Origin of the sequence: Caballeronia insecticola, from assembly GCF_000402035.1 — a bacterium.
GTDB classification, from domain to species: Bacteria; Pseudomonadota; Gammaproteobacteria; order Burkholderiales; family Burkholderiaceae; genus Caballeronia; species Caballeronia insecticola.
The window spans coordinates 263,100-277,750 of the sequence record NC_021288.1; the positions used below are offsets into that span (position 1 = coordinate 263,100).

Below are 14,651 nucleotides of genomic sequence, written 5' to 3' on the forward strand. Positions count from 1 at the left end.
TGGCCGGCGCACAGTCATCGAAGGATGGCCGATTTCCAAGTTTCCTCAAGGAGTGAGAAATGGTTGATGCAAACGGACCGCACTATTTTGTGGCGTTTCAAACGCCGGGGCCCAAGTGGATTCAGGGCGTGAAATACAACGAGCAGCCCGACTTCATGAAGCATGTGGCATATATGACCGAGATGCAGGAACGGGGTTTGACCGTGCTGAGCGGTCCCTTCATGGAGAAGGCGGGTGGTCTTTCCGGCGTGCTTGCAGACGGCGGGATGACGATTTTCAAAGCAGGCGATCGAGCGGAAGCAGAAAAAATCGCGACGGACGATCCGACGGTTCAATCGGGGATGCTCAACGTCGAAGTCAAGATGCTTTGGGTTCCGTTCCACGACTAAGAGCACGATGCCGGCGAAGCGAGCGCAAGCCGGCTTTTCTCACGCATGCCGCTTGTCGATTTTTTTAGCGCAGACTCGGATATGGAAAGCCTCGTTTAGAAAATGTGTAAGGAGATTTTTTTCGATCCATGCCGAAACATGGCCCGGCGATGGTCGACAAATTTTCCGGACACATTGCCCGATAAAAGACCGGATGGCGCGATCGACAATGTTAGTTAGTGAATAGCGCAATCGCGACGGCAGCGCGATGCGGCGCGTCATGGCCGCAAGCGGCTCGAACTCGGTTTAGCTAATGCAATCGCGCGGGGACAGTTGCCGCCGGACCTCGACACCGAACGCGCATCGAGCGTAGTGCACGCGTTTCTCGGCGGCGTGCCGCGCGACTGGTTGATGGATCAGGATTCGATCGCATTGCCGCGCGATGTCGATTATCTCACCGACGTTTGCATCGGCATGTTGCGATATTCGGCTTCGTTGCGAAGGGCGCGGGAGTGTTGAGCGTCGTCTGCGTCATATCGCCTGCGCTGCGACGTCCCCGAGCAAGGGATAATCGTTATATCCGGTTTCGTCGTCGCGATAGATCGTGTCTGCATCCACTTCGTTGAGCGGCGCGTCGAGTCGAAAGCGTTCGACCAGATCCGGGTTCGCCATGAAGTGACGGCCGAATGCAGCGGCATCGCCTTCACCGCGTTCGATCGCGCGCTCGGCACTCTCCTTCGTCAGCCCTTCGTTGAGAATATACGCACCCTTGAAGATGCGCCGCACGTCACGTCCGATGCGCTCGTCGCCGCGATCGAGCGATTCGCGCGCAAAGATGAAGCCGATATGCCGTGCGTTGAGTTGCTCCGCCACGTAGGTGAACAGCGCGCGCGGATTGGAGTCATGCATCGAGTACGAACTCGACATCAGGTTCAGGTGCACGCCGACGCGATCGGCGGGCCAGACCGTGAGCAATGCATCGACCGCTTCGAGCAGAAAGCGCGCGCGGTTCTCGATACTGCCGCCATACCGGTCGTTGCGCAGGTTCGATCCATCGTGCAGGAACTGATCGAACAGATAGCCGTTGGCCGCATGAAGCTCGACGCCATCGAAACCGGCGCGCTGCGCGTTCTCGGCGCCACGGCGAAAATCTTCGACGATGCCGGGGATTTCCTCCGTTTCCAGCGCACGCGGAACCGCATAGGGACGCATGGGCCGAACACGGTTGACGTGACCCTGCGGCGCGATGGCGCTCGGTGCAACCGGTGGCTGTCCGTCATGGTAGACGGGGTCCGACACGCGGCCCACATGCCAGAGTTGCGACACGATTTTGCCGCCCGCTTCGTGCACCCCGGACACGACCCGCGTCCATCCTTCGATTTGCTTCTCGCTCCAGATGCCCGGGGTATTGGGATAACCGACGCCCTGAGGCGTCACCGAAGTGGCCTCGGTGATGATGAGGCCGGCCGTAGCACGCAACGCATAGTGGCGGGCGTTGAGCGGGCCCGGCGCGCGTTCGTCGAATGCACGCATGCGCGTGAGCGGCGCCATGACAATGCGGTTACGCAATGTGATCCCGCCGATCTGGACGGGCGTGAAGAGTGTCGACATTTGAAAATCCTCGTCTCGATGTTGAGTTCTTGAACCGCGTGCATTCGTCTGAAGCATTCATGAAGCGTCACGCACGCACTTGATGTAACAACATTAGTTACAGCGCATGCTAGTAGATGTCGAAGGCGCGAACAATGCGGCGTTTGAAATGCTTTATTGTCGAAACGGCAAGTGAGAGAGCGGTGCGGCGTAGAGATGATGTCGTTTGACGCGTGTCGATGTAACCAATATAGTTATGACTGGAATTCGAGGGCATGACGATATGGGCGCCAACAGCCGGCTGACCGTGGCAACTCACATACTGACGTGGATGGCGCTCGTTGCGCGCAGAGAGTCCGATCCGGTCACGTCTGATCGCATCGCGGCGAGTGTCAACACCAATCCCGTCGTTATCCGCCGCATGCTCGGATATCTCGCGAAGGCGGGTCTGGTCGAAAGCTATCGCGGTGTGAATGCGGGTTGGCGCCTTGCCAAAGATGCGGGCGAGATTACGCTGCTCGACATATTCGATGCACTCGAAGAGGGCCCGCAATTCGCCCTCCACGCGTCCAGACCCAGTCAGCGATGTCCCGTAGGCCGAGGCATAGGATTGCCGCTGAGCCGTGTGTATGCATCGATCGACGAAGCCGCACGCGCGACGCTCGCCGAAGAAACCATCGAATCGATTCTGGCCGAGACGGTGGCATCGCGTAGGCAGAGTTGAGCGGGGCGTTTATGCAGGAAGCGGACGCTGCGTGATAGGCTGCGGCTTTTGGGCGAGGGCCGTGAGCGGATCATTCTGCTTCGCGCTCACGCTGCAAACTTCCGGCGAAAAGGAACTATCGAGCTTTGATCAAGGCGATTTTGTGGGACATGGACGGCACGCTGGCGGAAAGCGAGTCGCTTCATTTGCAGACGTTGCTTGAGGCGCTTGCGCATCATGGCGTGACGGCGGGCGAAGAGATGCATCCGCTCGTCTTCGGCAAGACGGGCCGCGAAGTACACGCATTGTGTTGCGAGCGTTTCGGCTTGTCGGTCGACTTCGCGAGCTGGTCTGCGTTTCGCGCGCGCGCTTATTTGCAGGGCGCAACCAAGCTCGTGGCGCGTCCGGGTGCGCTCGAAGTGTATCGCGCGGCGAAAGCGGCGGGCATCACGCAGGCAATCGTGTCGAATGCCTCGCGGATGTTGCTCGAAGCGAATCTGCGCGCGCTCGGTATCGAAGAGCCATCGCTCGTGACCATCAGCGTCAATGATGTGCGCCATGGCAAGCCGAACCCGGAGCCTTACGAGCGCGCCGCGTGGCTCTTGCGTCTCGACCCGGAAGAAGTGATTGCGGTGGAAGACAGCCCGACCGGCGCGCGTGCGGCCATCGCCGCGCAAATGCGCGTTCTCGCGTGGCCCGTCGACGATAATGACGCCGCACTCTTTCCCGCAGAAGCGCAGCTCGTGCGCTCGGCGCATGAACTGGCATTGGCGCTGGGGCTTGGGCCGGAGTGATTGGAGCGCTTGCGATAGCCTCTTAGCGACGCATCGCGCTAACGCCGCTGCGACCCGAACATCCGCTTCAACGCGCGCGCAAGCTCCTTCACGACTGGATCGCCGAGCGGACGATGCAACAGCGCGATCTCCATGCTTTCGATCGGAGGCAGCCCGCTTTTTTGCGTCAACACGACGTGATCCGGCGTGACCGCGCGCGCCGGAATCAGGCTGATACCCAGACCATCGGCGACGGCCGCCTGAATGCCGCTCAGACTCGAACTGATGAAGCTCAAACGCCAGCGCCGTCCGATGCTTTCGATCGCATGGGTCATGTCGTCGCGATAGAGGCCGCGCGGCGGAAACGCGACGAGAGGAACGGGATCGAGCCGGAAACAGGGATTCTTCGCGCAGTCGATCCACCGCAACTGCTCTGGCCAGCTCGCGACGGCCTCGCGGCTGCTGCGGCGCTGCTTGACGAGGACCAGATCGAGTTCGCCGCGATCGTAGCTGTTGCTCAAGTCGCGGCTCAGTCCGCTCGTCACTTCGAGCTTGACCTGCGGATGCTCGCGATTGAACGCCGCCAACATATGCGTCGTGGTGCCGCCGACGAAGTCTTCCGGCACGCCAAGACGCACAGTCAAGCCGACGTTCGCGCCCGATAGCGCCTCGCTCATTTCGTCGTTGAGCGCGAGCATGCGGCGCGCGTAAGCGAGCAGGGTCTCTCCGGCATCGGTCGGACGAACATCGCCGCTGCCGCGTTCGAGCAGCTTGTGTCCCGCCATGTCCTCCAGACGCCGGACCTTCTGACTCACCGTGGACTGCGTCGAATGAAGCCGGGCCGAAGCAGCGGTAAAGGTTCCGCAGTCGGCCACCATCACGATGGCTTTCAGCAGATCGAGGTCGAATAGCGGAGTCCGCGCTTTGGCAAGGTGTTTCATCGCACCATTTATTTTTTTAAGCCGCCGACGCTAAAGCTTATTAACGCGGTGCGTTGAGCGTCAACTTGACATGGCGGTTCACGTCTTTGTACAGCAGATAGCGGAAGCGATCCGGTCCACCCGCATAGCAGGCCTGCGGACAGAAGGCGCGCAGCCACATGAAGTCACCGGCTTCGACCTCGACCCAATCCTGATTGAGACGATAAACCGCCTTGCCTTCGAGCACGTACAAGCCATGTTCCATCACATGCGTTTCCGCGAACGGGATGACGCCGCCCGGCTGGAACGTGACGATGTTGACGTGCATGTCGTGACGCATGTCGGCGGGATCGACGAAGCGCGTCGTGACCCAGCGTCCTTCGGTGCCGGGCATGGGAATCGGCTCGATATCGTGCTCGTTCGTGACGAAGGCTTCGGGAAGCGGCACGCCATCCACGGCTTCGAAATGCTTGCGGATCCAGTGGAAGCGGGCGGTATCGGCGTGACGGTTACGCAATTGCCAGTTCGTTCCCGGCGGAATGAACGCATAGCCGCCGGACTTCAGAACGTGCACGGTGCCTTGCAGCGTCACTTCGATTTCGCCTTCGACGACGAAGAGCACGCCTTCGGCATTCGGATCTTGTTCCGGTTGCTCGCTGCCGCCGCCCGACGCCACTTCCATGATGTATTGCGAGAACGTTTCGGCAAACCCGGATAGAGGACGCGCCAGCACCCACAGGCGCGTCTTGTCCCAGAACGGCAGATGACTGGTGACGATATCGCGCATCACGCCTTTGGGAATGACGGCATATGCTTCGGTGAACATTGCGCGATCGGTCAGCAGTTCGGTCTGTGCCGGATGGCCGCCGTGCGGCGCATAGTAAGTGTTGCGTGACATGAAAGAGTCTCCGTTGGAATTCACGTCGTGGTTTGTGTAAAACGCGCTTGCCGGACGTGAGCGTAAAGCGGGACGAATCGCCCCGGAGTGGGTCACTAGCGAACGGTGGTGCGGTCCGCTAGTAGCTTCAGATTGATGAAGTCTGCGTCGCTGCGGCACTTTAGGCCATGATCGCTTATCCGGAGCGTAGCGGTACTTTTAGAACATATAAGAGACGCGCGACATTCACAAATTAAATGTTGGAATGCCCCCTATTTGTTTTATGAATGTTGGCCTGTCGACGTGCCACGTTTAACGGTCACATGTTTGATATACCCTGATGACTACCAGGCGGCGCGCAGCATGACGGACCGGCAAGCGCACGAACATCAACGATCAAGCGAGAAACCCGACCGATGACCATCTACGACGAAGACAAGATCGATTGCCACAACCATATCTTCGACCCCGTGCGCTTTCCGTATCGCGAGGACACCGTCTACAGGCCTTCGGGTCAGGAGATCGGGACGGCCGCGCAATTCCTGCGCGTGATGGATGCCAATGGCGTGCGTCACGCGCTGCTCGTCGGCCCTACGAGCGGTTATCGAACCGACAATCGTTGCATGCTCGACGCGATCCGCCATGCAGGCGGACGCTTCAAGGGCATCGCGGTCGTGGACAACGACGTGACTCATGCCGAGCTGCTCGGCCTGAAAGATGCCGGGGTAGTCGGCGTGGCGTTTAATCCCGCGATGGAAGGCGTCGAAGTCGTGACAGGCGCCAAAGCGCTACTCGACATGCTTGCAGACCTCGACCTGTTTGCGCAGATTCAGGTCGTCGACGATCAACTCGTTCGAATAACGCCGATGCTCGAAAGCGTGCGCACGCGGATTCTCATCGATCATTGCGGCCGGCCCGATGTCGCCGTCGGTCTGAATCAGCCGGGTTTTCAGGCGCTGTTGCGACTCGCGGACGGTGGCCGCACGACAGTCAAACTTTCCGGTTTGCAGAAGTTTTCGCAAGCCGATCATCCATACGATGACGCACAGGTCTTCGTGCGAGAACTCGTGCGAACGTTCGGTCCTGACGCTTGCGTATGGGGTTCGGACTGGCCGTTCCTTCGGGCAAGCTCGCGGCTCGACTACGGGCCGCTGCTGGAGTTGTTCGCGAGCGTGGTGCCCGATCCTGCCGAACGCAGGCGGATCTTGTGGGACACGCCGCGCAAGTTGTTTGGCTTTGGGTCTTTAGCAGCGAGGTAGACGAGACGCTCGAAATGGCCGAGCTGCATGACAGGCCCCGTTATCCCGTTTAGAAAGATGGCTATAAAGGCGCAATGATCAACTATGCTTTTATCCTGCACGCTGTGGTTTCCACTGACGGGTCATCGCCTGGCGCTGAGTCCCGGGTCACCTATCCAGCCCAAGGAGCATCGTTATGAACAATGCCGCTTCGAATGCTAAGTCCGCGTTGAGCTTATCGAAGTCCGCTTTTCCTGTTACCTATCATCGAACCGCGGAAATCGAGGGACTCAAGATTTTTTATCGGGAGGCCGGGCCGGCGGACGCGCCTGTGGTTCTGCTGTTGCACGGATTTCCGACGTCGTCGCACATGTTCAGGCACCTGATTCCCGCACTCGCCGATCGTTACCACGTGATTGCGCCGGATTATCCCGGCTATGGTCAAAGCGACATGCCGGATCGCGCGGAATTTGCCTATACGTTCGATCGGTTCAGCGAACTCGTAGACGGCCTTCTCGATCAACTCGGCGTGAGACGGTACGCCATGTATGTCATGGACTATGGTGCCCCCGTTGGCTGGAGACTTGCTCTCAAGCATCCGGACCGCGTGACGGGCTTTATCGTGCAAAACGGGAATGCTTACGACGAAGGCCTTAAGGCGTTCTGGGACCCTATCAAAACCTATTGGGCCGACGGCTCGGATGCAAGCCGGAAAGCGTTGCTTTCGCTACTCACGCTAGAGACGACGATTTTTCAATACACAGACGGCATGTCCGATCGCACTCGCATATCGCCGGACAACTGGGTCCACGATCAAGCCTTGCTCGATCGTCCGGGCAACAATGACATCCAGCTCGACCTGTTCTATGACTATAGAACCAATCTGCCGCTATACCCGCGATTGCAGGCGTATTTCCGCGAGTTCAAACCGCCGATGCTGATCGTGTGGGGCAAGAACGACTTCATCTTTCCGGCGGACGGCGCATATCCGTACAAGAACGATCTGCCTGATGTCGAGACCCATCTGCTCGATACGGGTCATTTTGCGCTGGAAGACAAGGCGGATGAGATGGTGCCGCTGATACGCGATTTCCTTGCGCGCAACGTGGATTCCGAACCTCGGTCGAGCGACGCAGCGCCATAAATCTAAGGGCGACGTGTGCGAGCGGAGACTGACGCTTAGGGGCTTTCAAGCCGGCCTATCTGGAATATGTCGTGAACACGAAATCTGCGTTAGATGGCAATTTTGCATGGCAAGCAAAGCAGCTATTAACGATCTTCACGCTCGGATTGGCCTTACCGTTCTCGAACTGTCCGTAACCCCATCCGCCCGTATTCGCGTAACGCTTGGAGTCTTTTACCTCGATCTGAACGTTAGTCGGCGCTCCGGCGACGAAGGACTGTTCGCGGCCGAAAATAGCGTTGTTCCGTTCCGACGATACATACTCGTAGGCCAGTCGCACGATGATGGAGCCGTCCGGAAAGGGCAGCTTCCCTTCCTTGAGGGCTTTCATTGCAATGTCGTTTCCGAGGATGCCGCGGATATCGTTGTTGTTGCCCGCTTCATGCGCCACGCTGATGAATTGCCAATCGCGGTAGCCTGCGGGCAAGGTCACGCCAAAAACCGGCGAGGCGTTTTCTTCTGCTTCGGTCGATAGCGCAATGGAACCGGACAGCGACGTCGATATCAACGCCAGGACGATCAATGTCCGAGTCATCTAAGAGCCTCCGAATCGTATGCGCACCGCTTAAGCCAAATTTGAAGCTAGCTGTGCGACTTATCGTTGTCAAGCTAAGACCGCGGCGCGCGGCAATGCCAGCGCGCCTGCGGCTTGCACATCTAACTCATCGCACCATCAATCGGTCTTGCGCGGCGGAACCTTGGCGAGCAGGATGTTGAGGCCTTCGGAGATCAACGGGTGCGAAATGATTGCGTCACGCACTGCTGTATAAGGCAGGTTGCCAAGCATGGCCATCTGCACTGCTGTCACGACATCGCCCGCGTTCGTGCCCAGCATCGTGAAGCCGAGAATGCGGTCCGAATGTGCATCGATCAGGATCTTCATGAAGCCGTTCGTGGCCCCGTTCGTGCGGGCGCGCGGTATCGCCGCCATCGGCAGTTTGGCGACGCGGACCGCAATACCCTGCGCCTTCGCTTCCGCTTCATTCAGTCCGATCCGGCCGAGTTCCGGCTCGATAAAGAGCGCGTACGGAATCACCCGTCCGGTTGTCGTCTTCGAGCCGCCGGCAAGTTGCGACTTCAACACGCGATAGTCGTCGAACGAAGCGTGCGTGAACATGGGCGTACCCGCCACTTCGCCGATCGCCCACGTGTTCTGCGCCGTGGTGGCAAGCCGTTCGTCGACCTTGATGAATCCGCGCGCATCGACTTCCACGCCGGCTGCATCCAGACCGAGCGTCTTGGTGACGGGTGTGCGTCCTGTGGCGACGAGTACGTGGCTGCCCGACACGATGTCGCCGTTATCGAGTTCGATCTTTACGGCTTGCCCCGATGTGCCCGTCACCTTGACCGGCTTCACGCCTACGCGAACGTCGATGCCTTCTTCCTTCAACGAAGCTTCGATCAGCGACGTGACGTCTTCATCCTCACGCATCGCGACGCGCGGTGCTTCCTGAATCAGCGTAACCGGCGCGCCGAGCCGATGAAACGCCTGCGCCATTTCGAGGCCGATATAACCACCCCCGATCACGATTAGATGATCGGGCGTCACGTCGAGTTGCAGCGCTTCGACGTGCGTCAACGGTGCAGCCGCCCGCAAACCGGGGACATCCGGAATGGCAGCCGTCGTACCGGTGTTGATGAACACATGTTCGCCTTCCAGTTGTCGCTCGGAACCATCGTTCATCCGGACATGAATGCGTCGCGGGCCGATGAAATGGCCTGTGCCCAACAGCAACTCGAAACCCGAATCGACGAAGGCTTTCATGTTGATGTCGACCATGCCCTCGACGACCGCCTGTACGTTACGCCTGACCTGCGCCATATCCGGTTTGGCCGTCTTGCTGACGTGGGCGACCCGCGCCTGTTGAATCAGCGTCTTGGTGGGAATACACGCGACATTGATACACGAGCCGCCGATCATTCCACGTTCGATCAACGCAACCCGGCGACCCGCGTTGGCCAGTTCCATGGCAAGCGTCTTGCCGCCTTTTCCGCCGCCAAGAAAAACATACTCATAGTGCTCGACGTCCGACATTTTGAGCCTCCTGTTTGCTATCGACCGTGTTTGCATCGTCGGCGCCGGCTGTGAGCGACTACGACGACTGCTGTTGAATCAAGTCTAGCGGTGGCAAACCCGAAAGCACATGCTCGATCGGCTCACAAACAAGCTCAAGCGGCTCAATCGGCTCAATCGGCTCAATCGGCTCAAGCGGCTCAATGATTTCGTCTGACAAGACTCTGCACAGGGTGGGCGGCGTATTGCGTTGTGTGAATCGGGCTGTCTTTATCGCTTCAATTCGAAGATGCTGTCGATCTCAACCGGGATGCCCATCGGCAAGGTATGCACGCCGAGTGCGCTTCGAGCCGGAAGCTTGTCTGGTCCAAACAATGTCAGCAGGAGATCGCTGGCGCCATTGGCTACTTGCGGATGCTGAATGAACGACTGTTCCGCGCGCACGTAGACGGTCAACCGGCTGCATCGCTCGATGTTGTCGAGCCCGCATGCCTGATCGACGCAGGCGAGGATCATGAGCATCGTCAGATGGGCAGCGTGCCGGGCCTGCTCGAGCGACATATCGCCGCCGACGATGCCGACGATCGGCTTGCCATCCTCGAAGGGCCCCAGACCGGAGACATAGACCTGATTCCCCGCAATAGAGACCGTTCGATACGAGCCGAGCGGGTTGATGGGCGGCGGCAGTTTGAGCCCGGCTTGGGCAAGTCGTTCGGATACGTTCATGTTCGGCTCTGAGTGACGTGACGAACCGTAGAGTAACGCAGTCAATTTTTTGGCGTAGCGGTAGCCCGGGCTTGCGGGCTACCGCCATCCACTACCGCGCGGCCCGCTCAGGCAAACGGGACAGCAACGGCCCGAGACCTTCGGCAACGGTCAAATGAGAGATCACGGCATCGCGGAGCTTCGGATACGGAAGCTGCGCGATCATCGCCGTTTGAATCGACGCCAGCACTTCTCCCGCTTCCGAGCCGATCATCGTGAAGCCGAGGATGCGGTCGTCATCCGCGCCAACGAGCACTTTCATGAAGCCCTGCTTTTCGTCCGTCGCTTCCGTGCGCAGCACATTGCTCATCGGTAGCGTCGCAACGCGCACGGCAATGCCCTCGCGCCGCGCATCGGTCTCGCTCAGTCCGACGCGTGCGAGCGGCGGATCGGTGAACAGCGTGTAGGGAATCAGCCGCTCGCCGGTGCTGCGATGTCCGCCCGCCATGTTGTCGCGCACGATCCTGAAGTCATCGACAGAAACATGCGTGAATTGCGGGCTTCCCGCGACTTCACCGATCGCCCAGACATCGCGCGCCGATGTTTGCAGCCGATCGTTCACGCGAATATAGCCGCGCTCATCCAGTTCGATGCCGGCCTGCTCCAGGCCGATATCGGCGGTGTTCGGAATGCGCCCGGCCGCGACCAGAATGTCGCTGCCTTCCACGGTCTCCTCGCCCGAAGGCGTGCGCACGACAACGCGTATCTGCGTGCCCGAATGCCCTTCGACGCGGATCGTCTGCGCGTCCAGCACGACGTCGATCTCTTCCGCTCGAACGATGCGCAGCATCTCGTCGCCGACGTCGGCATCTTCGCGGGCCATCAGCCGCGCACCGCGCTCGATGAGCGTCACGCGGCTGCCGAAGCGCCGATACGCCTGCGCCATCTCCACACCGATATAACCGCCGCCGAGCACGATCAGATGCGCTGGCGCGCGTTCGAGATCCAGCGCGCCGATATGCGTCAGCGGGTTGGCCGCGCGCAGGCCCGGCACGTCCGGAATCGCGGCGTGCGTGCCGACGTTGACCACAACCTGATTGCCGCCAAGCGTGCGGGCGCCGCCGTCATTGAGCTGCACCTCGATGGTCTTCGGCCCGACGAAGCGCCCGACGCCCATGATCAGCTCGGCGCCGCTCGATGCATACGCCTGCACGTGAAATGCGGCTTCCCGTTCCACCATGCCGTGCTTGCGAGCACGAACCTTCGCCATATCCACGGCGACATCGCCCGTCGCTACGCCGAAATCAGCGGCATGCCGCGTCAGATGCGCGACGCGCGCGCTCCAGATTTCGTTCTTGCTGGGCAGACACGCGACGGCGGGACACGAGCCGCCCACCCACTGCCGCTCGACCACGGCGACGCGCTGCCCCGCGCGCGCCAAATGCCACGCCAGAAGCTTCCCGCCCTGCCCACTGCCGAGAATCAACTTATCGAACTGTTCGATCTGAGACATGACCTTCTCCAATCAGCTAACGGATGAATCGATATGGAGCGGACGAATCCGCTCCCGGGCGTGTGCATCACTCGACGGGCGGAAAGTCGACGTCGGTGTCGTTGATGCGATTGAACGTGTTGGTGAAGATCGTCATGGCGATTGCCAGCGAAATCTCCGCGAGTTGCGTATCGCTATAGCCCGCCGCGCGAATGGCGGCGAGTGCGTCGGCGCCGATCGTGCCGCGCGTCGTCTGCAGGGTCCGCACGAAATGGATCAGCGCGTCGCGCCTGGCGTCGCCGGTCGGCTGGCCGGCACGAATCTGCCTGAGCACTTCGGGCGACAGACCGGTCATCTTGCCCAGCATCACGTGCGCGGCGACGCAGTAGTCGCAACCCGTCTGCTCGCTGATCAGCAGCTTGATGGTTTCCAGATCCTGCTTGCTGACACTGCTGGACGCCAGCGCGCCTTCCGCGTCGAGTGCGGCGTTCAACGTCGCGGGCGCGAGATGGCCGAGCGCCGCGAACAGGTTCGGCACGCTGCCGCCCGCGATCTTGCGAACGCGTGCGTAGACCTCGGCGGTGTCGCCGGTGGCGTGAGCGATGGCGGGAATGGCGATACGGCTCATGGTGGACCTCGTTCGGTGGTGGTTAGGAGCCTCCACTTTAGGTGGGTCGGATGAGCTTGTTGAGTCGCTAAATTATCAATATCATGCTCAAAAGTTTCATCGTGTCATTCGAGGTGAACATGTCGATGTCGATCGATTGGCTGAGCCGCCTGCTCGGCATGATGACCGTGCGCGGTCGGCTCGAGCTTCGGTGCTCATACGGCGCGCCGTGGGAAGTGATCTACGCGGATTCGGATGCGGGCGAAATGCCGTATCACATCGTGCTCGGCGGATCGGCCGTGCTGGAGACGCCCGATGGCGGCCAGCCGCAACACCTGAGTGCCGGAGACATCGTGATGCTCGCGCACGGTTCGGCGCATACGCTTCGCGACGGCAGCGGCGCGCGGCCGAAGCCTGCGCGGCAACGCGCGGCGCTGAATCTGGTCATCAGCGAAAACAAGGGCACCGGTGAACGGCTGGACATGCTGTGCGGACGGATCATCCTGGCGCCGCCGCATGATCGCTTCGTGCGGTCGTATCTGCCTTCACGGCTCGTCGTGCGTACTTCGGCAGGCAAGGGCAGCGGACAAGGCGCGGCGCTGGAACAGTTGAATGGTCTCGTCGCGCTGATGCGCACGGAATCGATCGCCGACAATCTCGGCGGCTACGCGATGATGAACGCGCTATCGGCGGCGTTGTTCGCGCTGGCTTTACGCGCGAGCACCGAGTCCGACGAAGCGCCCGCCGGTCTGCTGACGCTCGCGGGACATGCGCGTTTGTCGCCCGCGCTCACGGCGATCTTCAACGAGCCGGCGCGCGACTGGACGCTGCCCGAACTGGCCAGCCTATGCAGCATGTCGCGCGCGACGTTGATCCGTCAATTTCAGAGCAAGGTGGGACGCTCGCCCTTCGATCTCTTGACCAGCGTCCGCATGGCGCTCGCGGCGAACGAGCTAAAGCGGCCGGGCGTATCGACCGAAGTCGTAGCCGAGACCGTCGGCTATCAATCGGTGGCGGCCTTCAGGCGCGCGTTCACTCAGCACTTCGGCATGACGCCGGCGGACTGGCGGCGCTCGCAAGTGGAGGCGCCGCAGACCGAAGCCGCGGGCTGAGGTTAAACGTGCCGCGAACGATCACGATCGTGGGCTCGGATGGTCTGCGATCGCCGCTGGATGCAGCACGCTCACTCGCGCGTTCAGGCGGAAAGCTGCATCGCGAGTTCTTCGTGCTTGATGCTTGCAATGGGTTGCAGGATCGAGCTATCGAATTGCCTCGGTTCGCGTCAGCTCGCGAGGATCATCGGCAGATCGAGGTTCGCGAGCGCGCCGCGTCCGACTGTCACGATATCCGCGCCCGCTCCGAGCACCTGGGCGATACGCTCGGCGGAGTGCAGGCTTCCGTTCGCGATCAGCGATCATGTCTAAGATTGGTGTGTGCGCTCAGAAACTGGTCGAGCCGATAACCATTCGCGCCGTGAATCTCCACACCGCTGAATCCGGCGATATTCACCGCGCGCTGCGCCGCCTGCACGAAGCCCTGAATCGCGTCGTCGATTTCGGCCTCGGTCATCTGCATGGGTTCGGGATACGGACCATCGCCGTAATAGAACGACGCGGCCATCAACGCTTAGCTAGGTATGATTCCACCCGCGTAAATAACTTCAAATCCACGTGTCTCACGGATCGTCGAGCCGACTCGAATCAGGATCATCATGTCATCGAACGCCAAACATAAGGCCGGGTTACCGGGTAAGCAAGATCTCGAAGCGATGTCGATCTTCCGTTACGAACTGCGAAAGTTCCTGCGCGTATCGGAGGAAATCTGCAACGCAGCCGGAATCACGACGCTTCAGTATCAGTTGCTGCTGCACGTGCGCGGCTTCCCCGAGCGACGATGGGCCACCGTAGGCGAGCTTGCAGAGCGACTACAGGCCGCGCCCAATGGCACCGCCGCTCTGGTGTCGCGTTGCGAGACGGCGGGGCTCGTCGCGCGCAAAGCCGACAAGACCGATCGACGGCAGGTGCAGGTGCATCTGACCGCGAAAGGGGAGCGATGCCTGTTCGAACTCGCGGCCGAACACAAGGCTCACTATGGATCGTTCGGCTGGGTGTTCGGCGCAAAAGAGGAATGAGCGGCGGGCTTTGAAATCCGGCTGAATCGGAGGCCAGAACGAAATTATGT

17 protein-coding genes are annotated in these 14,651 nt (G+C 60.3%); 8 read left to right on the forward strand and 9 right to left on the reverse strand.

Annotated features, from left to right (window positions below; genetic code table 11):
- Window positions 1–59: 59 nt before the first annotated feature.
- Window positions 60–389, forward strand: coding sequence for a YciI family protein (locus BRPE64_RS21995; protein ID WP_044042851.1), 330 nt, complete (start codon window positions 60–62; stop codon window positions 387–389).
- Window positions 390–611: 222 nt separating this feature from the next.
- Entirely contained in the window at window positions 612–887 is a 276-nt protein-coding gene (locus BRPE64_RS22000) for a hypothetical protein (RefSeq protein WP_084675795.1), read from the forward strand.
- A 12-nt stretch (window positions 888–899) separates the two neighbouring features.
- On the opposite strand, the gene BRPE64_RS22005 is transcribed toward BRPE64_RS22000, so the two are convergent.
- On the reverse strand, window positions 900–1,979 hold the full coding sequence (locus tag BRPE64_RS22005; RefSeq protein WP_044042852.1) for an alkene reductase: 1,080 nt from the start codon (window positions 1,977–1,979) through the stop codon (window positions 900–902).
- Between the two features lie 310 nt (window positions 1,980–2,289).
- On the opposite strand from BRPE64_RS22005, the gene BRPE64_RS22010 reads away from it, so the two are divergent.
- Together BRPE64_RS22010 and BRPE64_RS22015 are read left to right on the forward strand one after the other, a co-directional pair.
- Window positions 2,290–2,682 (forward strand): Rrf2 family transcriptional regulator, encoded by a 393-nt coding sequence (locus BRPE64_RS22010; RefSeq protein ID WP_016347066.1) that lies wholly within the window; start codon window positions 2,290–2,292, stop codon window positions 2,680–2,682.
- 125 nt (window positions 2,683–2,807) lie between these two features.
- Entirely contained in the window at window positions 2,808–3,455 is a 648-nt protein-coding gene (locus BRPE64_RS22015; RefSeq protein ID WP_016347067.1) for an HAD family hydrolase, read from the forward strand.
- A gap of 38 nt (window positions 3,456–3,493) precedes the next feature.
- Here the strand turns inward: BRPE64_RS22015 and BRPE64_RS22020 are convergent, their stop codons facing one another.
- Both BRPE64_RS22020 and BRPE64_RS22025 read right to left on the reverse strand, forming a co-directional pair.
- Complete coding sequence (locus BRPE64_RS22020; RefSeq protein WP_016347068.1) at window positions 3,494–4,375, reverse strand: LysR family transcriptional regulator; 882 nt, start codon at window positions 4,373–4,375, stop codon at window positions 3,494–3,496.
- A gap of 40 nt (window positions 4,376–4,415) precedes the next feature.
- Complete coding sequence (locus tag BRPE64_RS22025; protein WP_016347069.1) at window positions 4,416–5,252, reverse strand: bifunctional allantoicase/(S)-ureidoglycine aminohydrolase; 837 nt, start codon at window positions 5,250–5,252, stop codon at window positions 4,416–4,418.
- Window positions 5,253–5,647: 395 nt separating this feature from the next.
- On the opposite strand from BRPE64_RS22025, the gene BRPE64_RS22030 reads away from it, so the two are divergent.
- Both BRPE64_RS22030 and BRPE64_RS22035 read left to right on the forward strand, forming a co-directional pair.
- The gene (locus BRPE64_RS22030) at window positions 5,648–6,490 is read left to right on the forward strand and encodes an amidohydrolase family protein (protein ID WP_016347070.1); all 843 of its coding nucleotides are present in this window, start codon (window positions 5,648–5,650) and stop codon (window positions 6,488–6,490) included.
- Window positions 6,491–6,665: 175 nt separating this feature from the next.
- Complete coding sequence (locus BRPE64_RS22035) at window positions 6,666–7,613, forward strand: alpha/beta fold hydrolase (RefSeq protein WP_016347071.1); 948 nt, start codon at window positions 6,666–6,668, stop codon at window positions 7,611–7,613.
- Between the two features lie 55 nt (window positions 7,614–7,668).
- Here the strand turns inward: BRPE64_RS22035 and BRPE64_RS22040 are convergent, their stop codons facing one another.
- From BRPE64_RS22040 to BRPE64_RS22060, 5 genes are all read right to left on the reverse strand, one after another.
- On the reverse strand, window positions 7,669–8,187 hold the full coding sequence (locus BRPE64_RS22040; protein WP_044042854.1) for a cytochrome P460 family protein: 519 nt from the start codon (window positions 8,185–8,187) through the stop codon (window positions 7,669–7,671).
- Between the two features lie 138 nt (window positions 8,188–8,325).
- Window positions 8,326–9,687, reverse strand: coding sequence for an FAD-dependent oxidoreductase (locus BRPE64_RS22045; protein WP_016347073.1), 1,362 nt, complete (start codon window positions 9,685–9,687; stop codon window positions 8,326–8,328).
- A gap of 249 nt (window positions 9,688–9,936) precedes the next feature.
- On the reverse strand, window positions 9,937–10,392 hold the full coding sequence (locus tag BRPE64_RS22050; protein WP_016347074.1) for a RidA family protein: 456 nt from the start codon (window positions 10,390–10,392) through the stop codon (window positions 9,937–9,939).
- Window positions 10,393–10,483: 91 nt separating this feature from the next.
- Window positions 10,484–11,884 (reverse strand): FAD-dependent oxidoreductase, encoded by a 1,401-nt coding sequence (locus BRPE64_RS22055; RefSeq protein ID WP_044042855.1) that lies wholly within the window; start codon window positions 11,882–11,884, stop codon window positions 10,484–10,486.
- A gap of 67 nt (window positions 11,885–11,951) precedes the next feature.
- Entirely contained in the window at window positions 11,952–12,491 is a 540-nt protein-coding gene (locus BRPE64_RS22060; RefSeq protein ID WP_016347076.1) for a carboxymuconolactone decarboxylase family protein, read from the reverse strand.
- A 119-nt stretch (window positions 12,492–12,610) separates the two neighbouring features.
- On the opposite strand from BRPE64_RS22060, the gene BRPE64_RS22065 reads away from it, so the two are divergent.
- Window positions 12,611–13,582 (forward strand): AraC family transcriptional regulator, encoded by a 972-nt coding sequence (locus BRPE64_RS22065; RefSeq protein ID WP_044043052.1) that lies wholly within the window; start codon window positions 12,611–12,613, stop codon window positions 13,580–13,582.
- A 295-nt stretch (window positions 13,583–13,877) separates the two neighbouring features.
- Here the strand turns inward: BRPE64_RS22065 and BRPE64_RS33770 are convergent, their stop codons facing one another.
- Window positions 13,878–14,090: an oxidoreductase gene (locus BRPE64_RS33770; protein ID WP_016347078.1), complete on the reverse strand. Its 213-nt coding sequence runs from the start codon at window positions 14,088–14,090 to the stop codon at window positions 13,878–13,880.
- Between the two features lie 91 nt (window positions 14,091–14,181).
- Between BRPE64_RS33770 and BRPE64_RS22075 the strand changes: the two genes are divergently transcribed.
- Complete coding sequence (locus tag BRPE64_RS22075; protein ID WP_016347079.1) at window positions 14,182–14,601, forward strand: MarR family winged helix-turn-helix transcriptional regulator; 420 nt, start codon at window positions 14,182–14,184, stop codon at window positions 14,599–14,601.
- The last annotated feature ends 50 nt before the right edge of the window (window positions 14,602–14,651 follow it).